The sequence below is a fragment of the Arthrobacter zhaoxinii genome, assembly GCF_025244925.1.
GTDB lineage: Bacteria > Actinomycetota > Actinomycetes > Actinomycetales > Micrococcaceae > Arthrobacter_B > Arthrobacter_B zhaoxinii.
Map to the genome: position 1 here is coordinate 2,111,961 of NZ_CP104275.1, position 26,116 is coordinate 2,138,076.

Sequence of the window (26,116 nt, forward strand, 5' to 3'; positions counted from 1 at the left end):
GCAAGTGAATCTGGCTGTGGAACAGGATGCGAGGGCGGCCTCTACCGGCCCCGAAAGGCCGGCGGTAACCGCGGTACCACCTCGCTTGCCGCCGTGCGTCCCCGGTGCTGCTGGGTTCGCGCGGCTGCCGCTCATTGACTGCTGTGACGGGCTTACCCGTCCGGTTCTACTGGGCTGCCCTTATTAAAGAGGTAACCGTTCTTCCGGAAGCTCACCGGTGATGGCCGGGTCAGTGCTGTTCCGGTCAAGTTTAGGCCACGCCCGCGCCGGTTGTCGAAGCACCTGTCCCTGCGGGGCTGCCCGAGGACTTCCAGCCGGGCGTCCCCGGGACTACCGGCGGTCTACTGCCCGGTGCGTATGACCTTGTGCTGGGCCGCCTGCGCCACCGGCCGCAGGACCACCTGGTCCAGATTGACGTGGTGCGGCAGGTTCAAAGCGAACGCCATAACCTCGGCGACATCTTCCGCCGTCAGCGGCTTTTCGACGCCGGCGTACACCTTGTCCGCAGCTTCCTTGTCCCCCACCCGGTTCAGGGAGAATTCCTCTGTCTTGACCATGCCCGGGGCAATCTCAATGACACGGACGTTGTGTTCGGCTTCCTCCAGGCGCAGGGTCCGGGCCAGCATTTCCTCCCCGGACTTCGCCGCGCTGTAGCCGGCCCCGCCCTCGTAGGCGGTAAAGGCCGCCGTCGACGTGAGCAGCAGAACCGATCCACGGCCGCTGTCCCGCAGTGCCGGCAGGAACGCCTGTGTCATGCGCAGTGCGCCCAGGACATTGACGTCATACATGCGCTGCCAGTCGCTGATGCTTCCTCCCGCAACCGGATCGAGTCCGAAGGCGCCGCCGGCGTTGTTGATCAGGGCGTCCACTCCCCCGCCGGCCAGGACCTGCTCTGCGAGCCGTGCCACCGAGGCGTCATCGGTGACATCCGCAGCGATTGCTTCCGCGCCGGTTTCTTCGGCGAGCGCCTGCAGCCTGTCTCCGCGGCGGGCGACGGCGACGACGTTCCAGCCCGAGGCGCGCAGCGCCCGCACTGCGGCGGCTCCGATCCCTGAACTTGCTCCGGTAACAACGGCCCGCTTCGGTGTGATCTCAGTCATGTGATCACTTTAGCCAGCGTTTCGATTCCTAACGGGGTTCTTCCGCGCGTCCACCCCTCTGTTACGGCTGCGGCTCTGTTATTACTGCTGCCCTCTGATCGCTGTGGCTGCTGGCCCTTTGCTGCAGCATTACCGGGCTTCCCTCTGACTGCTGTGGCTGCATTACAGCTACTTGGACACTATGGCTGCTGCTCCCTTACTGCCGCCGTCACCGTCGCACACGGAGGCTCCACGTATCCCGCGCCATTTTCACCAGTTTCACAAACTCTTCCGGCCGGTGCAGGACAAGTTCAGCGGTGATCCGCAGCGTGATCCACCCGGCTGCTGCCGACGCGTTCCACCGTCGCCGGTCCACGCGGTAGTGTGCCCGGCTGCTGTGGAACGCGAACCCGTCGATCTCGATGATCAACCACCCGTCAACAAGCAGGTCCACTCGTCCGATACCGGGCAGGGCCACCTCTGTCTCAACCCGAAGTCCGGCGTTCAGCAAGTGGAACCGTGCGCAGACCTCCAGTGGCGATGCCGTAGTGCGCCGAATGGTCCCCAGCAGGGCCCGGACGTGCCAGTCCTGCTGCCCGGAGAATTCCTTCTGCAGGGCCTGCAGTCCCACGGCGTTGGTTACAACTGCGGATTCCGCCATCACCAACGCATGCAGCCGGGGAAGGCAGCGGAAGGCGTCCCGGAGGATCTGCCGGGGCGGCGCTATCAGCCGGTGTGCCGAGCGCTGTCCCCGGTGGACAACCGTGCCGGGTATTGTCCGAGCCGCGTCGCACCGGACGTGTACGGATCCGGGTGGGGCTAACAACCACCAGCCAAGAACCTCTGCCGCCGAGATGCATGTCAGCGAGGCCTGGCTGCGTGCGGCATCAACCAACCGGGCGTCTGCTTGAGGCAGCGCAAACGTCCCGCGGGCCACGCGCCGGACGATCCCTGTGCGCAGAGCCTGGTCAATCGTCGACCGCGGGAACCCGTTGGCGGTCAGCGTCCCGTAGCTGGCTACTCCGTACCGTGAGAGCAGGAATGCCTCCAGTTGCTGCATCCCCCTCACAATGGTGTGTCTCCGGCCGGTTCTTGCTCTTCCAAGCTGCGGGGTGGAGCCCGCCAGGTCACCCGGTGCGGTTCGATCCTGTGTGGAGGGATGGAAGCCGCTGTCTGCGCGCACGGGGTCCCACGGTTTGGGACTGGTGGTGTCTCCTGGGGTCCCACCAGCACCAGGAGCACCACCCGGTGGGACGCTGTGTGCTGCGAGACGGGCCCAGGCCAGCACGCCATCCCACAGTTTGGGGCTGCTGGCATCTCCTGAGGTCCCACCCGCACCACCAGCACCAACCTGTGGGACGCTGTGCCGGCCTGCACGGGGTCCCACGGTCTGGGACTGGTGATAACTCCTGAGGTCCCACCCGCACCAGCAGCACCACCCTGTGGGACGCTGTGCTGCGAGACGTCCCAGGCCAGCACGCCATCCCACGATTTGGGGCTGTTGTTACCCCCTGAGGTCCCACCCGCACCAGCAGCACCACCCGGTGGGATGCTGTGCCACGACTCCCCCGCCCCGCCGGATGCCGAAGCTGTAGGCTCTGGCCTGAATACCCGTCGGGCTGCCTCCATGCCCAATCCATGCCGACACGGACAGGACACCAGGCCATGTCTTCCACGAAGAAATTCCTCGCAGGGATACTCCTCGCCAATGCAGTCCCCCACGGGCTCAGTGCCGTGCAGGGAAGACGGTTCCCAACACCGTTTGCCAACCCGCCCGGCGTCGGGCTCTCCGGCCCCATGGCCAATGCCCTCTGGAGCGGCTTGAACGCAGCCGGCGGCGTCGCCCTTCTGGGCCGGTCTCCCCAGGGCTTCCGCGAACGGATCTCGCTGGGCGCCGGCGCTATTGCCATGAGTTTTTTCCTGGCCCACTACTTCGGCAAGGCACGGGACAACTAGGTTTCGGCCCGGGGCAGGAAGGTTTCCTCCGGGAAGATCCTGCCTCTGCGCCTGCCGCACGGCAACTCCGGCAACCCCGGCAACTCCGGAGCCCCACTCCGGAGGCAACTTCGGCAACCCCGGCCGCCCCGGAGCCCAACCCCGGAGCCCCCACTCCGGCAACCCCGGAGCCAACTCCGGAGCCCGGCAGTACAGCCGCCCAACATCCCGGCAGGCCGCCGGTGCCTCAGAGCACAGGCCTGCATGGAAGAATGGAAAGCATGGCTGAACATATCCCGGGCACAGACACGCCCGACAACGAACCCCAGACCGTATCCGTCCCCGACAAGCCCGCCCTTGAGGGGCTCGAGTCCAAGCTGAGCGCCCGCTGGCGCGAGGAGGGAACGTACGCGTTTGACCCGGACACGGTCCGGGACGAGGTCTACTCGATCGACACTCCCCCGCCCACGGCCTCCGGTTCGCTGCACGTGGGACACATGTTCTCCTACACGCAGACCGACGTGATGGCGCGCTACAAGCGGATGACTGGCAAGAACGTCTTTTACCCCATGGGCTGGGATGACAACGGCCTGCCCACCGAGCGCCGCGTCCAGAACTACTACGGCGTGCGCTGCGACCCCACCAAGCCGTACGACGCCGACTACCGCCCGCCGGCGAAGGCCGCCAAGAACCAGCGTGATTTCGATGTGATCTCCCGCCGCAACTTCATCGAGCTGTGCGAGGAGCTCGCTGTGGAGGACGAGAAGGTCTTCGAGGACCTCTTCTCCACCCTCGGCCTGTCCGTGGACTGGAACCGCACCTACCGCACCATCGACGACTCCTCGCGTGCCGTCAGCCAGCGTGCCTTCCTCGACAACCTGCGCGCCGGCGACGCCTATATGGCCGAAGCCCCGACCCTCTGGGACGTCACCTTCCGCACCGCCGTCGCCCAGGCCGAGCTTGAGGACCGCGAGCAGCCCGGCGCCTACCACCGGGTGAGCTTCCACGCCCCCGACGGCGAGAAGATCTACATTGAGACCACCCGCCCGGAACTGCTTCCGGCGTGCGTGGCCCTGGTGGCACACCCCGACGACGAACGGTACCAGCGCCTCTTCGGCACCACTGTGAAGTCCCCGCTGTTCGACGTCGAGGTCGAGGTGAAGGCGCATCCGCTGGCCAAGCCCGACAAGGGCTCCGGCATCGCCATGATCTGCACCTTCGGCGACCTCACCGATGTCACCTGGTGGCGCGAACTGAACCTGCCCACCCGCGCCGTGATCGGCCGTGACGGCCGCATCCTCGCCGAGACCCCGGAGTGGATCGCCACCGAGACGGCCAAGGAAAACTACGCCGCCCTCGCCACCAAGACCGTCTTCAGCGCCAAGGAAACCGTGGTCGAGATGCTGCGCGAAAGCGGCGACCTCGACGGCGAACCGAAGAAGATCACCCACCCGGTCAACTTCTTCGAAAAGGGCGACAAGCCCCTCGAAGTGGTGACCAGCCGCCAGTGGTACATCCGCAACGGCGGCCGCGACGAGGAACGCCGCGGACGCCTGATCGCCCGCGGCAAGGAAATCGACTTCCACCCCGCGTTTATGCGCTCCCGCTATGAGAACTGGATCGAGGGCCTCAACGGTGACTGGCTGGTCTCCCGCCAGCGCTTCTTCGGCGTCCCCGTTCCCGTCTGGTACCCGCTGGATGCCGCCGGCAACCCGGACTACGACCACCCCGTGCTGCCCGCACCCGAGTCCCTGCCCGTGGACCCGGCCGCCGAAGCGGCTCCGGGTTACGAAGAATCCCAGCGCAACCAGCCGGGCGGCTTCATCGGTGACGCGGACGTGCTCGACACCTGGGCCACCTCCTCGCTGACCCCGCAGATTGTGGGCGGCTGGAGCCGGGACGAGGACCTCTTCGCGAAGGTCTTCCCGTTCGACCTCCGTCCGCAGGGCCACGACATCATCCGCACCTGGCTGTTCTCCTCCGTGGTGCGCGCCGATGCGCTCAATGCCGCCGCGCCGTGGAAGCACGCCGCGATTTCCGGCTGGATCCTGGACCCGGACCGGAAGAAGATGTCCAAGTCCAAGGGCAATGTGGTGGTTCCCACCGATGTGCTCAACGAGTTCGGCTCCGACGCCGTGCGCTACTGGGCCGCCTCGGCGAAGCTCGGCGCGGACACGGCGTACGAAATTGCGCAGATGAAGATCGGCCGCCGTCTGGCCATCAAGCTGCTCAACGCCTCCAAGTTCGTCCTGAACCTGGGCGCCACGGAGAAGAACGTGGCACTGGCGGACACCTCGGTGATCACCAACGCCCTGGACCTGTCCCTCCTGGCCCAGCTCACCGACGTTGTGCAGGCCGCCACGAGCGCCTTTGATCGCTACGACTACGCCAAGGCCCTGCAGCTGACCGAGTCCTTCTTCTGGTCCTTCACGGATGACTACGTGGAGCTGATCAAGGACCGCGCCTACGGTGCCGCCGGCGAGGCTGAGCAGGCCTCGGTGCTGGCCACCCTGGCCACCACGCTGGATGCGCTGCTGCGCCTGTTCGCCCCGTTCCTGCCATTCGCCACCGAAGAGGTCTGGGGCTGGTGGCGCGCCGGGTCGGTGCACCGGGCGCCATGGCCGAATGTGGACGGGCTGTCCACGGCCGTGGCGGACGCCGACGCCGGGATCCTCGGCACGGTTGCCGCCGCCCTGGGCGGGATCCGCAAGGCCAAGTCCGAAGCCAAGGTCAAGCAGCGGACCGAGGTCCTCAAGGCCACGGTCACCGCACCCGAGGGTGCAGTGACCCGGCTCCGCGCCGGACAGGCGGACCTCAAGGCCGCCGGCAACGTGCGGGAACTCAACCTGGCCGTCGGCGAGGGCGAGCTGGCCGTTTCCGACGTCGAACTGGCGCCTCCGGCGGAGTAGTGCCGTAGAACCAAAAACAGAACGCCCGGCCGGATATTTCCGGCCGGGCGTTCTGTTTATGGAGGCAGAATAATCAGTCGAACGCCGGGCTCTCGGTGCGGCTGCGCTTGAGTTCGAAGAACGCCGGGTTCGAGGCCAGCATCACGGCGCCGTCGAACATCGCACCTGCTTCTTCGCCGCGCGGGATGCGCGTCAGCACCGGACCGAAGAAGGCGGTCCCGTTGAAGGCCACGATGGGGGTTCCGACGTCGTCGCCCACCTTCTCGATGCCTTCCTTGTGCGAGGCGCGCAGCTGGTCGTCATACTCGTCCGTGTCGGCGTACTGCGCCAGCTCGGCGGGCAGGCCCACCTCGGCCACCGCCTCACGGATGACCGTGGGGAAGTCGCTGTTTCCGCCGATGTGGATGCGGGTTCCCATGGCGTCGTACAGCTTCTTGATGTACTCGGTGCCGTGCAGCTCCTGCGCCGCGATGATCACGCGGACCGGACCCCAGGCCGCCTCCATGCGCTTTTGGTAGTCCTCCGGCAGGTCCCGGCCCTCATTCAGGACGGCCAGGCTCATCACGTGCCAGTTGGTGCGGACATCGCGGACCTGTTCCACTTCGTCCATCCAGCGGGACGTGACCCAGGCGAACGGGCACATCGGGTCGAACCAGAAATCGGCGGTCGATGCGGAACCGGACACGGAAGCATTAGCGGTCATGGAAACTCCTTGGAAGCGTTGAACGGCGCAGACACGCCCTGCATACTACTTCTACCAACCGCGGGTCAGGCCGATTTGTTCCGGCGCTTCGTGGCGACGGCGTGCGAAATGAGGGTCGGTTCGGCCTTCTTCTCCACGGTGTCTGCGGTGATAACCACCGTGACGACGTCCTCCTGGCTGGGCAGGTCGAACATGACCGGCAGCAGGACTTCCTCCAGGATGGCACGCAGACCGCGGGCACCGGTGCCCCGCTCCAAGGCCTGCTCCGCGATCGCGTCCAGGGCACCCTGCTCGAAGGTGAGTTCGACGCCGTCGAGCTGGAACATCTTCTGGTACTGCTTGACCAGGGCGTTCTTGGGCTCGGTCAGGATGCGGATGAGCGCCGTGCGGTCCAGGTTCGAGACCGTGGTGATGACGGGCAGGCGGCCGATGAATTCGGGAATCAGGCCGAATTTCAGCAGGTCCTCGGGCATAACCTCCGCATAGGAGTCAGTGCCCTTGGTGGTTTCGATCAGCGGTGCGCCGAACCCGATGCCCTTGCGGCCGGACCGGGACCCGATGATTTCCTCCAGGCCGGCGAAGGCGCCGGCAACAATAAAGAGGACGTTGGTGGTGTCGATCTGGATGAATTCCTGATGCGGATGCTTACGCCCGCCCTGCGGCGGCACGGAGGCCACCGTGCCTTCGAGGATCTTCAGCAGGGCCTGCTGCACGCCTTCGCCGGAGACGTCCCGGGTGATGGACGGGTTCTCGCTCTTGCGGGAGATCTTGTCGATCTCGTCAATGTAGATGATGCCCTGCTCGGCCTTCTTGACGTCGTAGTCCGCGGCCTGGATCAGCTTGAGCAGGATGTTCTCCACGTCTTCACCCACGTAGCCGGCTTCGGTGAGCGCGGTGGCGTCGGCGACGGCGAAGGGGACGTTGAGGCGGCGGGCCAGGGTCTGCGCCAGATAGGTCTTGCCGCAGCCGGTGGGGCCGATCAGGAGGATGTTGGACTTGCCGATTTCGACGTCGTCGGCAGCCACTGCATCGGCGAGGTTACCGGCGCCGCGGGGAGCGTGGCCGGCCTGGATGCGCTTGTAGTGGTTGTAGACCGCAACGGCCAGCGACCGCTTGGCGGGTTCCTGGCCGATGACGTATTCCTGCAGCGAATCGAAGATTTCCCGGGGCTTGGGGAGTTCGAAGGTGCCGAGATCGGCAACCTCGGAGAGCTCTTCCTCGATGATTTCGTTGCAGAGGTCGATGCACTCATCACAGATGTACACGCCGGGGCCGGCAATGAGTTTGCGTACCTGCTTCTGGCTCTTTCCGCAGAAAGAGCACTTGAGCAGATCCGTGCTCTCACCAATGCGAGCCATAGTTCAGTCCCCTTAGATGGTCCATCAAAAAACGGTTCCGCAGCATGGGCTGAGCCAACCATGATCCACTCTAGGACACTTGGAGGAGCTATTCAGCAACCAAACGGCCCGTGGTGCGATATTACGCGCCACGGGCCGCCGGAACATGCTGCTTGTCAGCAGGGCAGGTTACATCTTGTTGATGGCCGGAGTCTTGAGCTTGCGGGAATCAAGAACCTGGTCGATCAGTCCGTATTCCAGGGCCGAATCGGCGGTGAGGATCTTGTCACGCTCAATGTCCGTGTTGACCTGCTCGGAGGTGCGGTTGGAGTGCAGCGCCAGGGTGTCCTCCAGCCATGTGCGCATCCGCATGACCTCGGCGGCCTGGATTTCCAGGTCGGAGGCCTGCCCGCCCTGTCCGCCGGACAGTGAGGGCTGGTGGATGAGCACGCGGGCGTTCGGCAGTGCCAGGCGCTTGCCCGGCGTGCCGGCAGCAAGCAGCACGGCGGCCGCGCTGGCTGCCTGGCCGAGGCAGACCGTCTGGATCTCCGGGCGGATGTACTGCATGGTGTCGTAAATGGCCGTCATGGCCGTGAATGATCCACCCGGGGAGTTGATGTACAGGGTGATGTCGCGGTCCGGGTCGGTGGACTCAAGGACCAGCAGCTGGGCCATGACGTCGTCTGCGGAGGCGTCGTCGACCTGGACACCCAGGAAGATGATGCGGTCTTCGAACAGCTTGGTGTACGGATCCTGGCGCTTGAAGCCGTAGGGCGTGCGCTCTTCGAACTGCGGCAGGACGTAGCGGCTGGTGGGCATCTGCGGGGCGACGGCGGAGCCGGCGGTGCCGAAATTATGGTTCATGAATTACTCCTGAAGTCTGCAAATGGAGGGGTGGCTGGCCGGGGACCCTAGTCCTCGTCCTTGCCCTCTGCCTGGTCCTGGTTGGTTCCGCCGCCGCCGGTTACTCCGCCTGCGTGGGCGGAGATCTTGTCGAAGAAGCCGTATTCCAGGGCTTCCTGCGCGGTGAACCACTTGTCGCGGTCGTTGTCCTTGAGGATGGTCTCGACGGTCTGGCCGGTCTGCTCTGCAGTCAGTTCAGCCATCACGCGCTTCATGTTCAGGATCAGCTCGGCCTGGATCTTGATGTCCGAAGCCGTGCCGCCGATTCCGCCGGAGGGCTGGTGCATCAGGATGCGGGCGTGCGGCGTTGCGTAACGCTTGCCCTTGGTGCCGGAGGAGAGCAGGAACTGGCCCATGGAGGCGGCCAGGCCGGTGGCGACCGTGACAACGTCGTTCGGGATGAACTGCATGGTGTCGTAGATCGCCATGCCTGCGGTCACGGAGCCGCCGGGAGAGTTGATGTAAAGGTAGATGTCCTTCTCAGGATCTTCTGCGGAAAGCAGCAGAAGCTGGGAGCAGATCGCGTTGGCATTCTCGTCCCGGACTTCCGAGCCCAACCAGATGATCCGCTCTTTGAGCAGGCGGTTGTAGATGTAGTCGTCCCGGCCGGCCGGGTCCACCGTAGCCATGGTGGGTGTGTTCGGTGCAGTTGCCATACTGAGTGACCTCTCGCTCTGGCAGGAACGGGTGCTGGCCGTGCCAGCGGCTCCTGCCGTTTGTCTCTTCTAGGACACTAGCCTGTTGCAGCGGCGATCTGCGCCCGTTTGGCTGACTGTTCGCTGACGGCGCACGATGCGCGTCACAGCGGTGTGTGGCGCAGACCGGGCCGTGAAAGGTCCGTTAAACCACGGTGCCGCCGGCCCTTTCGGACCGGCGGCACCCTGGCTGGTGTCCGTGGGACACCCTGACAGGCTAGGCCTTGTCGTCGTTCTGCTGCTCTTCGGCTTCGGCTTCGGCTGCCTCGACCTCTTCGCCTGCGGGGCGGACGAAGTCGGTCAGGTCAATCTCGGCACCGGTGGTGTCGGTGACCTTGGCCAGCTCGAGGACCTTGGCCAGTGCCTTGCGGCGGCGGACCTCGCCGACCATCATCGGAACCTGGCCGCTCTGGTCGATCAGCTGGGCGAACTGGTTCGGATCCATGCCGTACTGGGAGGCGGAGGAAACGATGTAGTCGATCAGCTCGTTCTGGGCTACGCCTACTTCTTCCTTCTCCGCTACTGCGTCAAGGATGATTTCGTTCTTGAAGGCGGCCTCGGTGTTGGCGCGGACCTCGGCGCGGTGCTCTTCGGTGTCGTGATCGGCACCGGAAGACTGGGCGCTCTCCGAGTTGAAGTGCTGTTCGATCTGCTCTTCGATGACCGACTCCGGAACCGGAACCTCCACGAGTTCGAGCAGCTTCTCGAGCACCTTGTCGCGGGCTTCAACGCCCTGCTCCATGAGCTTGGACTCAGCGGCGCGCTTGACCAGGTCTTCGCGCAGTTCGCCGATGGTGTCGAATTCGCTGGCCAGCTGTGCAAAGTCGTCATTGGCTTCGGGGAGCTCGCGCTCCTTGACGGCCTTGATCGTGACGGTCACCTCGGCGTCGGATCCGGCGTGCTCGCCGCCGGCCAGCTTGGTGTTGAACGTGGCGGATTCGCCGCTGCTCAGGCCGGTGACGGCCTCGTCCATACCTTCGAGCATGGTGCCGGCGCCTACCTGGTAGGACAGGTCAGCGGCGGAATCCACCTCTTCACCGTCTACCTTGGCAACCAGGTCCATGGTCAGGAAGTCATCGGCAACTGCGGGGCGGTCCACGGACTTCAGCGTGCCGAAGCGGCTGCGCAGTTCGTCCAGGGCCTTGTCGACGTCGGCGTCGGAAGCCTCGGCGGGCTCAACGGTGACCTCGAGGCCGGCGTAATCCGGCAGTTCGATTTCAGGACGGATGTCCAGCTCGACGGTGAAGACCAGCTGGCCTTCGTCGGTGGCGGGGTCCGGCACTTCGGTGATCTCAACTTCGGGCCGGCTCAGGGGGGTGATGCCCGTCTCGTTGACGGCCGCGGCGTAGAAGCCGTTCAGTCCGTCATTGATCGCCGTCTCGAGAACGTAGCCGCGGCCAACGCGCTGATCGATGAGGCGGTTGGGAACCTTGCCCTTGCGGAAGCCCGGGACCTGCACCTGAGTGGCGATGGTCTTGTAGGCCTCTTCGATGCTCGGCTTCAGTTCCTCGAACGGAACTTCAACGTTGAGCTTTACCCGCGTGGGTGTGAGGTTTTCTACGGCGCTCTTCACAGCGTAAGTTCTCCTGAGGGTTCTGGGATTGGTCTGCACCATGGTTATACAGAGTCGGGGTGACAGGATTTGAACCTGCGACTTCCTGCTCCCAAAGCAGGCGCTCTTCCAAGCTGAGCTACACCCCGTCAGTGCACCTGACAGCCTACCTGTCCTGAAGCGGGTATGACGAATTTCCGTGCTCCGGAGTGGATTCCGCACCCGGCCGGGAACCGGATGCGGGGCCGATTACTCTCGGCCGGTTATCGCGTGCTAAGGTAAAACCTGCCTTACGGCGCCGGGGATGTAGCTCAATGGTAGAGCCTCAGTCTTCCAAACTGATTACGCGGGTTCGATTCCCGTCATCCCCTCCACCATAGAAGGGCCTTCCGCAGCAGCGGAAGGCCCTTTCTGCGTTAACCCTGCTCTCAGGCGGCCTGGCAGGCCGGGCACCAGTACAGTTTCCGGGCGCCCATGTCCGTTCCGGCCACCGGTGTTCCGCAGCGCCGGCACGGAAGGCCGGTCCGTTTGTAGACGTAGTGGGCTTCGGACACCGGTACCGGTTCGGCGGTGTCCTCGCGGTCCTGCGGGGCGGTGGTTATGATCCTGCCCTGCCGCACGCCGTCATTCATGAGTCGCACGACGTCGCTCCACAGGTCCGCGGCTTCGGCCTCGCCCACGCTGCGGCCCAGCCGCCAGGGAGAGATCCGGGCACGGAAGAGCACTTCGGCGCGGTAGACGTTGCCCACGCCGGCCAGCACCTCCTGGTTCATCAGGAGCAGGCCGACCGGTGAGCCCTTGCTGCGGAGCCGGCGGGTGAATTCCGCTGCACGTTCGGCGCCGGCGGGTCCGTCCGCGCCGTCAGCCAGCGGGTCCGGCCCGAGCCGGGCGAGCACCTTGCTGCGCTCGGCGTCGGTGATTACCTCGCAGGCGGTGGGGCCGCGCAGATCCGCCCAGCCGTGCTCGGACACCAGCCGGACCCGCACCGCACCCCGGGGCTCGGGCGGACCCGCGTAACCCGCGCCGTCGTCGCCGGCTACCTCCTGTTCCCCCACCCGCCGGGGCGCGCCGATGCTCGAGGCGCCGGTGAAGGTTTCATCTCCGCCGAAGTCGAAGGCGCCGTAGAGGCCCAGGTGGATGCGCAGGTAGAGATCGTTGTCGAAGTGCAGGAACAGCTGCTTGCCGTGGGCGGAGGCCGCCTCAAGCACGTGTCCGTCCAGCCGGGCTGCGCCGGCGGCAAACCGGCCCTGCGGGCTGCTGACGGACAGGCGGGACCCGCCGAACACCGAGGTGAACTGCCGGGCCAGACGGTGGATCGAATGGCCCTCGGGCATTAGAGCGCGGAACCGGTGGTTTCATACCGTGCAATCTGCGCGATCCGGCGCACGTGGCGTTCGGCGTCGCTGAAGGGTTCGGCAAGGAAGGCTTCAATGATGCCCGTGGCCTCTTCGACGCTGTGCTGGCGGCCGCCGACCGCCACGATGTTGGCGTCATTGTGCTGCCGGGCGAGCCGGGCGGTGTCGAGGTTCCAGGCCAGGGCCGCACGCACGCCCCGTACCTTGTTGGCAGCGATCTGCTCGCCGTTCCCTGAACCGCCCAGCACAATTCCCAGGGCCTCGGTGCCGGCCTCCCGGTCCCGCACCACGGCCTCCGCCGCGTCAATGCAGAACGCCGGGTAATCGTCCTCGGCATCGTATTCGCGGGGTCCGTGGTCAACCACGTCGTACCCCTTGCCGGTGAGATGGGCGATGAGGTGGGAGCTCAGGTCCATGCCTGCGTGGTCGGTTGCAATGTGGACGCGCATTTGGGGTAAGTCCGTTTCTTAGGGGAGGGAAAAGACGCTTCCAGCCTAGCTTCCGAGGCAGCGCTGCCTCCAAATTCCGGGCCGCCGCGGGGACTTCCGGCTTACATATTCCGGCTCCCGGCCGATAGACCACTACGGACACGTTCGCCGGCTGCATTATCCCGGCGCGGTTCTCCGCCCCGGACGCGGGCTTTGCGGGTGCTTCACCGCTAAGTGCCCGCCAGGTCTCGTTCTACAAGGAATCCATTGAAAAGTGCAAAACTCGCAGTCTTGGCTCTCCTCGCTGCCTCATTAACGGCCGGGGGGCTCCCCGCCCAGGGGCTAGTCGCTCCCGGTGTGCCCACCCCGTCCCAGGCCCCGGCGGATCCGGAGACGGCACCTTTTGATGTCCGGCCGTCCGACCCTGCCGAAACCGCCGTGCCCGTCCCGGCGCCGTCCGGCACCCCGGGCCCCGAAGCGGTGACGCCTGAGCCCGCCGCTCCTGCACCCACTCCCGCTCCCGCTTCCACTCCCAGCCCCACCGCGGAGGCTGAGGAATCGGAAGAGGACAAAGACAAGGGCTACGACCCGGTAGTCGGCGGCGGCTTCCCCGTTCCGGGTCCCGCGACCCCCATGGTCACCGACCCCGACGGAACCGTCCGGTCCGCCGTCGAAACTGATATTTCCGCGGCGCATGACCACGGTGCGCAGTCCTTCAGCAGCGCGGCCGGTGGTGCGAGCACGGCAGGTGCCGCTGCCCGCAGCGGAACCATCCAGGTGACCATGGTGTTCGCGACGCTTACCGACAACCGCGGCAGCGTGGACCAGCAGGCGGCGAAGAAATCCATCACGGCGGCCAACGACTACTGGCGCGCCATGTCCAACGGACGCCTCGGCATGTCCGTCGTAAAAACCCGCACCCTGAACAGCACTGCGAATTCCGGCCAGGACTACGCCGCGATGATGAACACCATTCGGCGGGACCTCCAGTGGTACGAAGACCCCAACGAAGCCCTGGTGGTTTTCGTGCCGGCAGGGGATCTGCGCAGCGGCGGCTACGGCGGCATCCTCGGCGGCGGCTGGACCAGCGGACCCACAAGCGGTTCCGTCTTGATGCCCAGGCCCTCCGGTTTCACCAATAACGTGGTGACGCACGAGCTCGGCCACGTGCTCGGTCTCCTGCACGCCAACAGCCTCAAATGCAACAACGGCCGGGCCGACGTCGGCGCCGGCAGCAACGGTGCCTGGTCCGACGGCTCATGCACTTCGCGGGAATACGGTGACACGTCCGACCTCATGGGCTATGCCCAGTACAGCCTGCCGGTCATCAACTCCTATTTCTGGGATACCGGCGGCTTCGGCCGCGGCAACGAAATCCGCAATATCGGCGCCCCCGGCCAGTCCGCAACGTACACGCTGCAGGCCTGGGCAGGATCGGCAGCCAACCGTGCCGTGAAGTTCAAGGACAATTCCGGGGAAACCTATTACCTGGAACTGCAGCTACCGGTCGGTTATGACGCCGGCACTGCGGTGGGCGGCAACCGGGGAGTCAAGATAGTCAAGGCCGACCTGGCAAACGACTGGGCTGTCAACTCGGTGGTCGTGGCTCCCAATACCCGTGATTTCGCCGGATACACGAACGCCAACAGCACATGGCAGGCCGGGCAGACGTTCACCACGCACGCCGGTACCAAGGTAAAGATCAACTCGATCACCGCGAGTTCCGCGTCCGTCACCATCATGAACGGTGCCGCAGGACGTGCCTCAGCCCCCATTGCGGCAGCACGCGCAGCGCACCCGGAACTCGGTTCCGCCACCTCCGAAATTGTCGACGGGCTTCGGAACGACGGCGCCTACCAGAACTTCTCCAACGGCGCCATCCTCTGGTCACCGGCTACAGGAGCACACGTCTCACCGAAGGGCGCCATCCGGACCGCCTATCAGCTGTCGGGCTTCGAAAACGGCGCACTTGGCTATCCCCGAAGCGATGAGATGACCATCAAGGGCGGCAAGTACCAGGACTTCTCCAATGGGTCCATCCTCTGGTCCTCGGCCACCGGCGCCCAGATTTCACTCAACGGATCCATCCGCACCGCGTACCAGAAGGCCGGCTTCGAAGCCGGAGCCCTGGGCTTCCCCACCAGCGGCGAAGTGACCATCAAGGGCGGCAAGTACCAGAACTTCTCCAAGGGCGCGATCCTCTGGTCCTCGGCCACCGGCGCCCAGGTATCCCCCAACGGATCCATCCGCACCGCCTACCAGAAGGCCGGCTTCGAAGCCGGAGCCCTGGGCTTCCCCACCAGCGGCGAAGTGACCATCAAGGGCGGCAAGTACCAGAACTTCTCCAAGGGCGCGATCCTCTGGTCCTCGGCCACCGGCGCCCAGGTATCCCCCAACGGATCCATCCGCACCGCCTACCAGAAGACCGGCTTCGAAGCCGGAGCCCTGGGCTTCCCCACCAGCGGCGAAGTGACCATCAAGGGCGGCAAGTACCAGAACTTCTCCAAGGGCGCGATCCTCTGGTCCTCGGCCACCGGCGCCCAGGTATCCCCCAACGGATCCATCCGCACCGCCTACCAGAAGGCCGGCTTCGAAGCCGGAACCCTGGGCTTCCCCACCAGCGGCGAAGTGACCATCAAGGGCGGCAAGTACCAGAACTTCTCCAAGGGCGCGATCCTCTGGTCCTCGGCCACCGGCGCCCAGGTATCCCCCAACGGATCCATCCGCACCGCCTACCAGAAGGCCGGCTTCGAAGCCGGAGCCCTGGGCTTCCCCACCAGCGGCGAGGTATCCGCCAACGGCGGGAAATACCAGAACTTCGCCAAGGGCACCATCTACTGGTCGACCTCGACCGGAGCGCAGGTGTCCGTCAACGGATCCATCCGCACTGCCTACGTAAAGTCCGGGAACGCCGGCGGTCCGCTCGGCTTCCCCACCGGCGGTGAAGTGACCATCAAGGGCGGCAAGTACCAGAACTTCTCCAAGGGCGCGATCCTCTGGTCCTCGGCCACCGGCGCCCAGGTTTCATTGAACGGACCCATCCGGACTGCCTACCAGAAGGCAGGCTTTGAAACCGGCCGTCTTGGCTTCCCCAAGTCCGGGGAATATGCCGTTGGCAAAACCCGGGTCCAGGATTTCCAAGGCGGAAGAATCACCCTGGGCACCGATAAAAAGACAACAATCCGCTACAACTAGCGGCCGCAGAGACATCTGCGGGAAATAAACGGAGGGCGGATTGCTACGGCAATCCGCCCTCCGCCACTTGGCAGGGTGCTTAGCAGTGACAGAATGGTGCACTAGATCACCAACGTGCGGCGGATCTCGTGAAACGCCGGCCCCCTTGTCCCTCGAAAGGCCCCACCTTGCCCGGTATGAATCTCACCCGCTCCGAAGCCCGTGAACGTGCAGAACTGCTGAACGTTGAGTCCTACGACGTCAACCTTGACCTGACCCGGGGAGAGACGGTGTTCGGCAGCACCACCGTTGTCCGGTTCTCCGCCCGTCCCGGGACGTCGACGTTCATCGACGCGGTCACCGACACCGTGCACCGGATCACGCTGAACGGCGTTTCGCTGGATCCGGCGGAGGTATCCGACGGCGTTCGCATCGCACTGCCGAACCTCGCCGAGTCCAACGAACTGGTGGTGGATGCCGATGCCCGCTACATGAACACCGGCGAAGGCCTGCACCGCTTCGTGGACCCCGTGGACAACGAGGTCTATCTGTACTCCCAGTTCGAGGTACCGGACTCGCGCCGGATGTTCGCGGTCTTCGAGCAGCCGGACCTGAAGGCCACGTTCCGCTTCACGGTCACCGCGCCGTCGCACTGGGACGTCATCTCCAACTCCCCCACCCCGCAGCCCCTTGCCGCCGGCGACCTGGCCGATGCCAGCCCGCGCTCCACCTGGGCCTTCGAACCCACCCCGCGGATCTCCAGCTACATCACCGCGCTCATCGCCGGCCCCTACCAGTCCGTCCGCAGCGAACTCACCAGCTCCGACGGCCGCACCATTCCCCTGGGCGTCTTCGCCCGCCGTTCCCTGATGCAGTTCATGGACGCAGAGAACATCTTCGAGCTGACCCGGCAGGGGTTCGCCTTCTACGAGGAGCAGTTCGGCACGCCGTACCCGTTCGAGAAGTACGACCAGCTGTTTGTGCCGGAGTTCAACGCCGGCGCCATGGAAAACGCCGGTGCGGTGACTTTCCTCGAGAGCTACGTCTTCCGCTCCCGGGTCACGGACGCCACCGTGGAACGCCGCGCCGTGACCATCCTGCACGAACTCGCGCACATGTGGTTCGGTGATCTGGTCACCATGCGCTGGTGGAACGATCTGTGGCTGAACGAATCCTTCGCGGAATTCATGTCCACCCTTGCCGCCGCCGAGGCCACTGAATTTAAGCAGGCGTGGACCACCTTTGCCTCGCTGGAAAAGGCCTGGGCCTACCGCCAGGACCAGCTGCCCACCACGCACCCGATCGTCGCCGAAATCCGTGACCTGGAAGATGTCCAGGTGAACTTCGACGGCATCACGTATGCCAAGGGCGCTTCCGTGCTAAAGCAGCTGGTGGCCTGGGTGGGGCAGGATAAGTTCATGGCCGGAGTGCGGGAGTACTTCGGCAAGCACGCCTGGCACAACACGGAACTTTCGGATCTGCTGTCCGAGCTGGAAACGGCCAGTGGCCGGGACCTCAAGGAATGGTCCGCCCAGTGGCTGGAAACCGCCGGCGTGAACACGCTGCGCCCCGCGCTCGAAACTGACGCGGACGGCACCATCACCTCCTTCGCCGTGCTGCAGAGCGCCATCGAGGAATACCCCACCCTGCGTCCCCACCGTCTGGCCATCGGTTTCTACAACCCTGACGAGGACGGCCGGCTGCAGCGCACGCACCGCGTGGAGCTCGACGTCGACGGCGAACGCACCGAAGTGCCGGAACTCACCGGGCAGCCCCGCCCGGCGCTGCTGCTGCTCAACGACGACGATCTTGCGTATGCGAAGATCCGCCTGGATGACGCCTCCCAGCACACCGCGACCCGGAGCCTGCGCAACATTGCGGATTCCCTCCCCCGGACCCTGGTCTGGGCCTCCGCCTGGGATGCCGCTCGCGACGCCGAGATTCCCGCGCGCAACTATGTGGAACTGGTCCTGCAGAACATTGCGTCCGAGTCCGATTCCACCGTGGTGCAGGTCCTGCTGCGCCAGCTGGCCACCACGCTGGCCTTCTATGTCAGCCCGGATGACCGCGAGCCCATGACGGCGGCTGCTGCCGACAGCCTCTGGGAGCTGGCGTCCGCCGCGGAACCGGCATCGGATTCGCAGCTGCAGTTCGTCAAGGCGTTTGCTGCCCATGCCGCTTCCGGTGAACAGCTGGACACGCTGGCCGGACTGTTCGCCGGCAGCCAGTCCCTCGAGGGCCTGGAGATCGACGCGGACCTGCGCTGGGAACTGCTCACCGGCCTGGTAGCCGGAGGACGGATGGGTGCCGCGGACATCGACGCCGAGCTTGAGCGCGATGCGACGGCCACCGGCGCCCTGGCCGGCGCCATGGCACGAGCCGCCCTGCCCACGGCCGAAGCCAAGGCAGCCGCCTGGGAAGCAATCGTGGAGCGTTCGGACATGCCCAACGCCGCCCAGCGGTCCGCCATCGCCGGGTTTATGCGCGTGCACGACGCCGGCCTGCTGGAACCGTATGCGCAGAAGTACTTCGATTCCATCCGCGACGTCTGGGCCAGCCGCACGCATGAGATTGCCCAGCAGATCGCCGTCGGCCTCTATCCGACCCGGCTCACCCGCCAGGAAACGGTGGATGCCACCGATGCGTTCCTGGCGGATCTGGGCGATGACTCGCCCTCGCTTCGCCGGCTGATCCTGGAAAACCGCGACGGTGTGGTCCGCGCACTGAAGGCCCAGGCGGCCGACAGGTAACACCTGCCGCCGCGGTTTCCCCTTCGGCGGGGTGGAGAGACGGTAGCTTTGGAGACGTGAATCTCTCCGAACACCGTTACACACTCGAGCTGGAATGGACGGGAAACCGCGGCGACGGCACCGCCTCCTACCGGGGCTACGGCCGTGACCACATCATCCGGGCAGCCGGCCTGCCGGACCTGCCCGGAACCGCGGACCCCACGTTCCACGGCGACCGGGACCGCTGGAACCCCGAACAGCTGCTGCTTGCCGCGCTGTCCCAGTGCCACATGCTCTCCTACCTGCATGTGGCTGTCCGCCGCGGCATCCGGGTCCTCGCCTATGCGGACTCCCCCGAGGGGCTGCTGCGGCTCAACCGGGACGGCAGCGGGGAGTTTACCTCCGTACTGCTGCGCCCCTCGGTCACCTTCGACGGCGCCGGCGGGTCTGCCGCCGTCGAACTGGCCTCCGGGCCGCTGCACGCCGAAGCCAACCGCCTGTGTTTCATTGCCCGGAGCGTGAATTTCCCGGTGGAGCACCGGCCGGTGACGCTGACCGGGTCCTGAATGCGGCCCCAGGGCCCCCGGCACGGGTAGCCTTAACCGCAGACCCCTGTCCGGCAACACAAAGGATGTTCAGCAGCCTGTGCTTTCCGCCTCCGAAATTGACCTCTCTTCAGTGACCGTCAATGATTTTGACTTTTCCGGCCTGATCGAGGCTGCCTTTATTGTCCTGGCCGCCACCGGCGTCTGGTTTGTCGCACGCTTCCTGATCAACCGGCTGGTGGCTCGTGCCCAGAAGGGCTACGCGCTGCTGCACTCCTCCAAGATCAAGTGGCCGCAGCCGGTGATGCGCAACCTGGATAAGAAACGCCGCGCGCAGCGGGCCGACACCATCGGCGCCCTGCTGCGCAGCGCGGTCAATGTTTCCATCTGGACCGTCGCGATCATCATGGTGCTGGATGCCGTCGGGATCAATATCGCCCCGCTGCTGGCCAGCGTCGGCATTGTCGGCATCGCCCTCGGTTTTGGTGCCCGGGAACTTATCCGCGACGCCCTGGCCGGATTCTTCATCACCATTGAGGACCAGTACGGAATCGGCGACGTCATCGAAGTCGGCGACACTGCCGGAACGGTGCAGTCCGTGGGTATCCGGATCACGCGGATCATCGATGACCGCGGCGTCATCTGGTACATCCGCAACGGCGAGATCGCCAAGATCGGAAACCGGTCCCAGGGCACCTACCTGGGCGAAGCACCGGCGGAACCGGCAAAGGCAGACGCGCCGAAGGACGGCATGGTTGCCAATGACTGAGCCGACACCTGAACCGGCAGAGGCGCCGCCCAGCGCCTCGTCCCTGCCGCTGCGCCCGGCCCAGCAGCCCACGCAGCAGCCCCAGGCCTTCCAGCAGCCGCAGTACACGGACAACTTCTACGACGAAGTGGGCGGGCATCCGACCTTCGTAAAGCTCGTCGATGTGTTTTACGACGGCGTGGCGGAGGATCCGCTGATGCGCCCGATGTATCCGGAAGAGGACCTCGGGCCGGCCAAGGAACGCCTCCTGCTGTTCCTCGAGCAGTACTGGGGCGGCCCCAAGACCTACGGCGAGCAGCGCGGGCACCCGAGGCTGCGGATGCGGCACATGCCTTTCATCGTCACCCCCGCGGCCCGCGACGCATGGCTGCGCCACATGCGCGCCGCCGTCGACTCGCTCGAGCTCTCTCCCCTGCACGAGGGCACCCTCTGGGATTATCTCGAGCGCGCCGCGCACTCCATGGTCAACTCCGCCTGAGCCGACGCTGCAGGCCGGGCCTACAGGACCGCCGGCGACCGGGTCAGCACGTGCCCCCGGGGAGTACTCAGCCGCAGCCAGCGTCCGTTGCTGAACAGGGCGGCGTCGCCGGCTCCGGCCTGCGGTCCGTCGCCCGGCAGGAAACCGAGGGAAAGGGCCGCAAAGGCAGCCCCCGCGGGCACCGGGACCTCGGTTCCGCCCATCGGCTGCGCCCAGACCCTCGTCCGGGCACTATGTACGACGGCGGCTCCCGGACTCTGCGGGAGCATGGCGGCCACCTCGCGGATCCCGCGGTGCGCCGTCTGCTCCAGCAGCTGTACCGGCACCCGGCCGGCGGGCTGCCAGCCGGAACGCGGCGCCAGGATGCCTGCCCAGGTCTCGCGGACGGTCATCGGCGGCACCGGCAGCACTGTATCTGCCGTTCCCATCCGGGCCAGCCGGTCCCCCACGGCCGCCAGCTGGACGGTGGTATCCACTTCGGCCGGGGCCGCCAGGGGCATGGTCCGCAGGCCCAGTACCGTCGGGGTGTCCTCCCCCAGAATCCGGGGACGCAGGACGCAGACGTAGGCCGCCAGGACGCTGCCCACCGCCTGCAGGCGGACCGCGCCGTCGTCGGCCGTCCGCGCACGGGCTACGAAGTTGCGTAGATCGGCAGTGACCTGTGGATCTGCCAGCCGGAGTTCGCTGTCCATCTAGCTGCCCTGTCCTGCAGCGACGGCGGCACGGAAAGGCACCGGCTCGCCCAGCCATCCCTGGAGCACCTGCCGCTGTTCATCCGTGAGCGGTGTGGGCTTGCCGGTAGCGGCTTCAACCTGGACCATTGCTGCTTCGGCATAGGCGTACACGGTGCCGGAGTCTTCATCCGTCAGCCGGAAACCGTAGGAAAGACTGCTGGAGCCGATCCGGGTGACCCAGACGTCCACCCACACTGGCTCCCTGCGGTGGAGCAGGGGTGCCCGGTACTCGACTTCCTGCCGGGCCACGTAGGTTGCCGTGCGGTCCCCGGTCAGGTCGCGGAAGCTGCCGGGCCCGCCGGCGCCGGCCGGAAGCGGCAGCAGGCCCAGCTGGACCCGCGCTTCCTCAAGGAACTGGATGAACGCGACGTTGTTGATGTGGCCGTTGGGATCTTGGTCGCCGAACCGAAGCTGGACGGGGAAACGATGCACAGACATGCCCTCCATCTTCCCAGAGAGTGAGCTTTGCCCTAAAACGGCGGACCCGGGCCGCCGGACTTGTTACTGGCCGGTACGTTTAAGCTAAGAGTGTTCCGCGGTCCGCCCCCGGCGGCACCGCCCTTCCTGCTAGGAGATAGTCCCTGATGTCCATTGATGAATCCTTCGATCCGACAGCATCCCTGTTGGAACTGCTGAACCTTAGCTGGGCCGACGGCGCGAAGACCGATGAGGACATTTTTGTCGGAGGTTCCCAGCCGGAGCCCCGCAAGCGGGTCTTCGGCGGGCAGGTGCTGGGCCAGTCCCTCGTCGCTGCTTCCCGGACCGTGCCAGAAGACCGGGTCATGCACTCCATGCACGGATATTTCCTGCGTCCCGGTGACACCGAGGTGCCCATTACCTTCGGCGTCGAGCGCCTGCGTGACGGACGGTCCTTTTCCGCCCGGCGCAGCCACGCGTACCAGAACGGCAAGCCGATCCTGTCCATGATTGCTTCCTTCCAGGTCCCCGATTCGGGCCTGGACCATCAGGAAGAGATGCCCGCGGGCATCCCCGACCCGGAGGACCTGCCTACCACCGCCGAGCTGCTGAAGGACTTCGACCACCCGGTGGCCGAGGCCTGGTCCCACCGGCGCCCCATGGACATCCGTCACGTGATGGACCCGGTCTATGTCCGCGCCGGTCGGGAAAAGACCCCGCACAACGCCGTCTGGATGAAGACCTTCAAGCCTATGCCCGACGGCGAGAACCTGCACCGCGCCGCCCTCGCCTACGCCAGCGACTACACCCTGCTGGAGCCGGTCCTGCGCGGCCACGGGCTCTCCTGGACCACGCCGGGCATGAGCATCGCCAGCCTGGACCATGCCATGTGGTGGCACCGCCCGGTCCGGGTGGACGACTGGCTGCTCTATGTGCAGGAATCCCCCAGCGCCTCTGCTGCACGGGGTCTGTCCACCGGGCGGATCTTCAACCGCAGCGGCGAACTGGTGGCCACTGTTGCCCAGGAGGGCATGGTCCGCGTCCCGCAGTAATCCCTGCTGGCCCTGAATGCAAAGAGCTCCGCTTCCCCGAAGGGAAGCGGAGCTCTTTTTCTTTGGCTACGCCGGACTAGTCGCGCGTCAGGCGGCGGTGCGTCACCCGGTGCGGCTTGGCCGCGTCCGGGCCGAGGCGCTCAATCTTGTTCTGCTCGTAGGACTCGAAGTTACCCTCGAACCAGTACCAGTTCGCCGGGTTTTCCTCAGTGCCTTCGAAGGCGAGGATGTGGGTGGCCACACGGTCCAGGAACCAGCGGTCGTGAGAGACCACCACGGCGCAGCCGGGGAATTCCAGCAGCGCATTTTCGAGGCTGGACAGGGTTTCGACGTCCAGGTCGTTAGTGGGCTCATCGAGCAGGAGCAGGTTGCCGCCCTGCTTCAGGGTCATGGCCAGGTTCAGCCGGTTGCGCTCACCGCCGGAGAGGACACCGGCCTTCTTCTGCTGGTCCGGGCCCTTGAACCCAAAAGCGGAGACATAGGCGCGGGACGGCATTTCCACCTGTCCCACCTGGATCCAGTCGTGTCCCTCGGAAACGACCTCCCACAGGCTCTTCTCCGGGTCGATGCCGCCGCGGGACTGGTCCACGTAGGAGATCTTCACGGAGTCGCCGATCTTCAGCTCACCGCCGTCGAGCTCTTCCAAGCCGACGATGGTCTTGAACAGGGTGGACTTACCCACGCCGTTCGGGCCGATGACGCCCACAATGCCGTTGCGCGGCAGGGAGAAGGACAGTCCGTCGATCAGCTGCCGGTCGCCGAAGCCCTTCTGCAGGCCCTTGGCTTCCAGCACGAGGGAGCCCAGGCGCGGGCCCGGCGGGATCTGGATTTCTTCGAAGTCCAGTTTGCGGGTGCGGTCCGCTTCGGCTGCCATCTCCTCATAGCGGGCCAGGCGGGCCTTGGACTTGGTCTGGCGGCCCTTCGCGTTGGAGCGGACCCAGTCCAGCTCGTCCGTGAGGCGCTTGGCCAGCTTCTGGTCCTTTTTGCCCTGGACTTCCAGGCGGGCGCGCTTCTTCTCCAGGTAGGTGGAGTAGTTGCCTTCGTACGGGTACAGGTGCCCGCGGTCCACTTCGGCGATCCACTGGGCCACGTGGTCCAGGAAGTACCGGTCGTGGGTCACGGCCAGGACGGCGCCGTGGTACGCGGACAGGTGCTGCTCGAGCCAAAGCACGCTCTCGGCGTCCAGGTGGTTGGTGGGCTCATCAAGGAGCAGCAGGTCCGGCTTCTGCAGCAGCAGCTTGCACAACGCCACGCGGCGGCGTTCACCGCCGGAGAGGAGGGTGACATCCGCTTCGGGCGGCGGGCAGCGCAGGGCATCCATGGCCTGTTCGAGCTGGGAGTCAATGTCCCAGGCATCGGCGGCGTCAATGGCTTCCTGCAGCTTGCCCATTTCCTCCAGCAGGCTGTCGAAGTCCGCATCGGGTTCAGACATCGCTTCGGAAATCTCATTGAACCGCTGGATTTTGGCGTAGATCTCGCCAACGCCCTCCTGGACGTTGCCGAGTACGGTCTTTTCCTCATTCAGCGGCGGTTCCTGGAGCAGGATGCCCACGGTGTAGCCGGCGCTGAGCCGGGCCTCACCGTTGGAGGGGGTGTCCAGTCCGGCCATGATCTTGAGGATGGTGGACTTACCCGCACCGTTGGGACCCACCACGCCGATCTTGGCACCGGGGTAGAAGGACATGCTTACGTCGTCGAGGATAACTTTGTCGCCAACGGCCTTGCGGGCCTTGGTCATCGTGTAGATAAATTCCGCCATATCTACAAGGCTAATGTGTCAGCGGCGATATATACCATTTTCCGGCTTCCGGGACGGGCGGCTGTCCCCCGGGAGCGTTCCGCAAGTCCCGGCGGCGGACCAGGATTCCGGTGGTCAGTTACCGACGAAGCAACCGCCGTCGGACAGCACCGGAAGCACGGTCACACTCACCGACCCGTTCCGGACTTCACCGAAAATGCACTCCCCGTCCTGCACGGCCGCTGCCTGGATGGAATCGACTTCCAGACCGGTGGGCGTGCGGTCCGCAGACACCTCCACCGAGTCCGCCGGAAAGCCGGCCGCGGTGAACGCCCCTGCCACCGCGCTCCGGTCCGGGGTCGGATCGGCGTCCGCCAGCTTCCCCAGCTCGGATTGCAGTGCTGCGGTGACCGCCGCGGGCGCATCGTCGGGAGCCGGGGCGGGCGTCGGGCTGGCGGCTGTATCGGCGGGGACGGATTCCGGCGCGGCGGATTCGCGCGGCAGAGGCGCAGTGTTGTCCTCCCCCGGTGAACCGCAGCCGGAGAGCCCAACCGCGAGCGCCAGGAACGCGGCCCCCAGCACGGCGGCGGGTACGGACGGTCGAGCTGGGCGGCGGTTCATCCGGCGATTGTGTCATGCGCCACCGCGGACGGACAAAAGGCCGCCCGGTAACCGGAAGGGGCCCGGTCAGTACGGTGCGCCTGCCCGTTCGCGGGTTTCCACCGTTGCTCCCGCCCCGTCATCGTCCGCAGCACTACCGTCGTCGTCGGGATCAAGAAGCTCACCGGTCAGCGGATCCAACCGGCCCGGCGACAGGTCCGGATCGCCGTCGGCACCGGGTCCGCTGCCGTCGTCTGTCCCGGCCGCATTGTCCTGCCGCTCCCCCGCGGATGCGTCGGCTCCGGACGAGGCCGTGCGGCGGAAGCTTGCGGTGCCCCACATCAGGTCGTGGCCCACGGTGTCCGCATCGATGTCGGCGCTGGTGCCGCTGCGGCCGTCCTCCGTCACCCATTGCCGCAGCCGCAGCCGGCCGGTTACCACTACCCGGTCCCCTTTGTGGATGCTGAACACGGAATTGGTGGCGAGCTGGCGAAACAGGCTGACGGCGTACCAGTTTGTCTGCCCGTCCTGCCATCCCCCGGTGTCCCGGTCATAGCGGCGTTCCGTGGTGCACATCCGGAAACTGGCGACGGCGAGTCCGTTATCGGTGGTGTTCTGGCGGAGGTCGGTGGCCACGTAGCCCCGGAGCGTAATGGTGTCACTCATGTTTTCCTGCCTTCGGCTCAACGCCTCGGTGCCGTGCCCATGGGCCCGGCCCGGACGGCCTGGGTGCCGGCGGAACCGCCGGTCCAACCAGTTTTCGCCGCCGGCACCGTGGCCGCCGCACCGGGACGCCCATTGTGGATACCCGCAGACGGGCACCGGCACGGGACTCGCTGTGGAGGAAAAGCCACTGAAACGAAAGGCCGCCCGGTTAAAAACCAGGCGGCCGCTTCCGTCTTTTCGGTGCCCCCGGCGCGACTCGAACGCGCAACCTACGGATTAGAAGGCCGTTGCTCTATCCATTGAGCTACGAGGGCCACC

The 26,116-nt window shown here is 65.8% G+C and carries 22 protein-coding genes and 3 tRNA genes; 9 read left to right on the forward strand and 16 right to left on the reverse strand.

Annotated elements, in window-relative coordinates:
• Positions 1-341 precede the first annotated feature (341 nt).
• Positions 342-1,100, reverse strand: coding sequence for an SDR family oxidoreductase (locus tag N2K95_RS09905; RefSeq protein WP_260651430.1), 759 nt, complete (start codon positions 1,098-1,100; stop codon positions 342-344).
• A gap of 208 nt (positions 1,101-1,308) precedes the next feature.
• Positions 1,309-2,139 carry a hypothetical protein gene (locus N2K95_RS09910; RefSeq protein ID WP_260651431.1) on the reverse strand — a complete coding sequence of 277 codons (831 nt, stop codon included), beginning with the start codon at positions 2,137-2,139 and terminating at the stop codon, positions 1,309-1,311.
• 605 nt (positions 2,140-2,744) lie between these two features.
• Between N2K95_RS09910 and N2K95_RS09915 the strand changes: the two genes are divergently transcribed.
• Together N2K95_RS09915 and valS are read left to right on the forward strand one after the other, a co-directional pair.
• Complete coding sequence (locus tag N2K95_RS09915) at positions 2,745-3,035, forward strand: hypothetical protein (RefSeq protein WP_260651432.1); 291 nt, start codon at positions 2,745-2,747, stop codon at positions 3,033-3,035.
• A gap of 260 nt (positions 3,036-3,295) precedes the next feature.
• The gene (gene valS, locus N2K95_RS09925) at positions 3,296-5,923 is read left to right on the forward strand and encodes a valine--tRNA ligase (protein WP_260651433.1); all 2,628 of its coding nucleotides are present in this window, start codon (positions 3,296-3,298) and stop codon (positions 5,921-5,923) included.
• A gap of 73 nt (positions 5,924-5,996) precedes the next feature.
• Here the strand turns inward: valS and N2K95_RS09930 are convergent, their stop codons facing one another.
• The 6 genes from N2K95_RS09930 to N2K95_RS09955 form a co-directional block, all read right to left on the reverse strand.
• Positions 5,997-6,626: a mycothiol-dependent nitroreductase Rv2466c family protein gene (locus N2K95_RS09930; RefSeq protein ID WP_260651434.1), complete on the reverse strand. Its 630-nt coding sequence runs from the start codon at positions 6,624-6,626 to the stop codon at positions 5,997-5,999.
• Positions 6,627-6,691: 65 nt separating this feature from the next.
• The gene (gene clpX / locus N2K95_RS09935; RefSeq protein ID WP_260651435.1) at positions 6,692-7,984 is read right to left on the reverse strand and encodes an ATP-dependent Clp protease ATP-binding subunit ClpX; all 1,293 of its coding nucleotides are present in this window, start codon (positions 7,982-7,984) and stop codon (positions 6,692-6,694) included.
• A gap of 168 nt (positions 7,985-8,152) precedes the next feature.
• Positions 8,153-8,827, reverse strand: coding sequence for an ATP-dependent Clp protease proteolytic subunit (locus N2K95_RS09940; protein WP_227921049.1), 675 nt, complete (start codon positions 8,825-8,827; stop codon positions 8,153-8,155).
• Between the two features lie 47 nt (positions 8,828-8,874).
• Entirely contained in the window at positions 8,875-9,495 is a 621-nt protein-coding gene (locus tag N2K95_RS09945; protein WP_227922731.1) for an ATP-dependent Clp protease proteolytic subunit, read from the reverse strand.
• Between the two features lie 283 nt (positions 9,496-9,778).
• Positions 9,779-11,134: a trigger factor gene (tig, locus tag N2K95_RS09950; protein ID WP_260651436.1), complete on the reverse strand. Its 1,356-nt coding sequence runs from the start codon at positions 11,132-11,134 to the stop codon at positions 9,779-9,781.
• Positions 11,135-11,188: 54 nt separating this feature from the next.
• Positions 11,189-11,262: transfer RNA gene (locus N2K95_RS09955), tRNA-Pro, on the reverse strand.
• A gap of 151 nt (positions 11,263-11,413) precedes the next feature.
• Here N2K95_RS09955 and N2K95_RS09960 point away from each other — a divergent pair.
• Positions 11,414-11,487 (forward strand) — tRNA-Gly (locus tag N2K95_RS09960).
• Between the two features lie 54 nt (positions 11,488-11,541).
• Here the strand turns inward: N2K95_RS09960 and N2K95_RS09965 are convergent.
• Positions 11,542-12,447, reverse strand: coding sequence for an Fpg/Nei family DNA glycosylase (locus tag N2K95_RS09965; protein WP_260651437.1), 906 nt, complete (start codon positions 12,445-12,447; stop codon positions 11,542-11,544).
• Complete coding sequence (locus N2K95_RS09970) at positions 12,447-12,917, reverse strand: ribose-5-phosphate isomerase (protein WP_260651438.1); 471 nt, start codon at positions 12,915-12,917, stop codon at positions 12,447-12,449. The genes N2K95_RS09965 and N2K95_RS09970 overlap by 1 nt, the downstream gene beginning before the upstream one ends.
• A 336-nt stretch (positions 12,918-13,253) precedes the next feature.
• Between N2K95_RS09970 and N2K95_RS09975 the strand changes: the two genes are divergently transcribed.
• The 5 genes from N2K95_RS09975 (at position 13,254) to N2K95_RS09995 (ending at position 20,591) form a co-directional block, all read left to right on the forward strand.
• Entirely contained in the window at positions 13,254-16,091 is a 2,838-nt protein-coding gene (locus N2K95_RS09975; protein WP_313771014.1) for a zinc-dependent metalloprotease family protein, read from the forward strand.
• Positions 16,092-16,267: 176 nt separating this feature from the next.
• Positions 16,268-18,820 carry an aminopeptidase N gene (gene pepN, locus N2K95_RS09980; RefSeq protein WP_260653781.1) on the forward strand — a complete coding sequence of 851 codons (2,553 nt, stop codon included), beginning with the start codon at positions 16,268-16,270 and terminating at the stop codon, positions 18,818-18,820.
• A gap of 56 nt (positions 18,821-18,876) precedes the next feature.
• Positions 18,877-19,365 carry an OsmC family protein gene (locus N2K95_RS09985; protein WP_260651439.1) on the forward strand — a complete coding sequence of 163 codons (489 nt, stop codon included), beginning with the start codon at positions 18,877-18,879 and terminating at the stop codon, positions 19,363-19,365.
• Between the two features lie 79 nt (positions 19,366-19,444).
• Entirely contained in the window at positions 19,445-20,113 is a 669-nt protein-coding gene (locus N2K95_RS09990) for a mechanosensitive ion channel family protein (protein ID WP_260651440.1), read from the forward strand.
• Entirely contained in the window at positions 20,106-20,591 is a 486-nt protein-coding gene (locus N2K95_RS09995; protein ID WP_260651441.1) for a globin, read from the forward strand. Before N2K95_RS09990 ends, N2K95_RS09995 begins: the two co-directional genes overlap by 8 nt.
• Positions 20,592-20,611: 20 nt before the next feature.
• Here the strand turns inward: N2K95_RS09995 and N2K95_RS10000 are convergent, their stop codons facing one another.
• Positions 20,612-21,283, reverse strand: coding sequence for a hypothetical protein (locus N2K95_RS10000; protein ID WP_260651442.1), 672 nt, complete (start codon positions 21,281-21,283; stop codon positions 20,612-20,614).
• A complete protein-coding gene (locus N2K95_RS10005; RefSeq protein ID WP_260651443.1) occupies positions 21,284-21,763 on the reverse strand; it encodes an acyl-CoA thioesterase in 480 nt (159 codons plus the stop codon). It lies immediately after the preceding gene.
• Positions 21,764-21,909: 146 nt separating this feature from the next.
• Here N2K95_RS10005 and N2K95_RS10010 point away from each other — a divergent pair, with 146 nt between their 5' ends.
• Positions 21,910-22,794 carry an acyl-CoA thioesterase gene (locus N2K95_RS10010; protein WP_260651444.1) on the forward strand — a complete coding sequence of 295 codons (885 nt, stop codon included), beginning with the start codon at positions 21,910-21,912 and terminating at the stop codon, positions 22,792-22,794.
• A gap of 76 nt (positions 22,795-22,870) precedes the next feature.
• Here the strand turns inward: N2K95_RS10010 and ettA are convergent, their stop codons facing one another.
• The 4 genes from ettA to N2K95_RS10030 form a co-directional block, all read right to left on the reverse strand.
• Positions 22,871-24,553: an energy-dependent translational throttle protein EttA gene (ettA, locus tag N2K95_RS10015; RefSeq protein WP_255791676.1), complete on the reverse strand. Its 1,683-nt coding sequence runs from the start codon at positions 24,551-24,553 to the stop codon at positions 22,871-22,873.
• A 114-nt stretch (positions 24,554-24,667) separates the two neighbouring features.
• The gene (locus N2K95_RS10020) at positions 24,668-25,153 is read right to left on the reverse strand and encodes a DUF6993 domain-containing protein (RefSeq protein WP_260651445.1); all 486 of its coding nucleotides are present in this window, start codon (positions 25,151-25,153) and stop codon (positions 24,668-24,670) included.
• A 66-nt stretch (positions 25,154-25,219) separates the two neighbouring features.
• The gene (gene ssb / locus N2K95_RS10025) at positions 25,220-25,798 is read right to left on the reverse strand and encodes a single-stranded DNA-binding protein (protein ID WP_260651446.1); all 579 of its coding nucleotides are present in this window, start codon (positions 25,796-25,798) and stop codon (positions 25,220-25,222) included.
• Positions 25,799-26,039: 241 nt separating this feature from the next.
• Positions 26,040-26,112: transfer RNA gene (locus N2K95_RS10030), tRNA-Arg, on the reverse strand.
• Positions 26,113-26,116: the final 4 nt, after the last annotated feature.

Coding starts and splice junctions, on each gene's coding strand:
- N2K95_RS10005 (WP_260651443.1), bottom strand. CDS start 21,763: ATGTCTGTGCATCGTTTCCCCGTCCAGCTTCGGTTCGGCGACCAAGAT.
- clpX (WP_260651435.1), bottom strand. CDS start 7,984: ATGGCTCGCATTGGTGAGAGCACGGATCTGCTCAAGTGCTCTTTCTGC.
- valS (WP_260651433.1), top strand. CDS start 3,296: ATGGCTGAACATATCCCGGGCACAGACACGCCCGACAACGAACCCCAG.
- N2K95_RS09930 (WP_260651434.1), bottom strand. CDS start 6,626: ATGACCGCTAATGCTTCCGTGTCCGGTTCCGCATCGACCGCCGATTTC.
- N2K95_RS09940 (WP_227921049.1), bottom strand. CDS start 8,827: ATGAACCATAATTTCGGCACCGCCGGCTCCGCCGTCGCCCCGCAGATG.
- N2K95_RS09970 (WP_260651438.1), bottom strand. CDS start 12,917: ATGCGCGTCCACATTGCAACCGACCACGCAGGCATGGACCTGAGCTCC.
- N2K95_RS09905 (WP_260651430.1), bottom strand. CDS start 1,100: ATGACTGAGATCACACCGAAGCGGGCCGTTGTTACCGGAGCAAGTTCA.
- N2K95_RS09910 (WP_260651431.1), bottom strand. CDS start 2,139: ATGCAGCAACTGGAGGCATTCCTGCTCTCACGGTACGGAGTAGCCAGC.
- pepN (WP_260653781.1), top strand. CDS start 16,268: ATGAATCTCACCCGCTCCGAAGCCCGTGAACGTGCAGAACTGCTGAAC.
- N2K95_RS10000 (WP_260651442.1), bottom strand. CDS start 21,283: ATGGACAGCGAACTCCGGCTGGCAGATCCACAGGTCACTGCCGATCTA.
- ssb (WP_260651446.1), bottom strand. CDS start 25,798: ATGAGTGACACCATTACGCTCCGGGGCTACGTGGCCACCGACCTCCGC.
- N2K95_RS09915 (WP_260651432.1), top strand. CDS start 2,745: ATGTCTTCCACGAAGAAATTCCTCGCAGGGATACTCCTCGCCAATGCA.
- N2K95_RS09965 (WP_260651437.1), bottom strand. CDS start 12,447: ATGCCCGAGGGCCATTCGATCCACCGTCTGGCCCGGCAGTTCACCTCG.
- N2K95_RS10020 (WP_260651445.1), bottom strand. CDS start 25,153: ATGAACCGCCGCCCAGCTCGACCGTCCGTACCCGCCGCCGTGCTGGGG.
- N2K95_RS10010 (WP_260651444.1), top strand. CDS start 21,910: ATGTCCATTGATGAATCCTTCGATCCGACAGCATCCCTGTTGGAACTG.
- ettA (WP_255791676.1), bottom strand. CDS start 24,553: ATGGCGGAATTTATCTACACGATGACCAAGGCCCGCAAGGCCGTTGGC.
- N2K95_RS09995 (WP_260651441.1), top strand. CDS start 20,106: ATGACTGAGCCGACACCTGAACCGGCAGAGGCGCCGCCCAGCGCCTCG.
- N2K95_RS09945 (WP_227922731.1), bottom strand. CDS start 9,495: ATGGCTACGGTGGACCCGGCCGGCCGGGACGACTACATCTACAACCGC.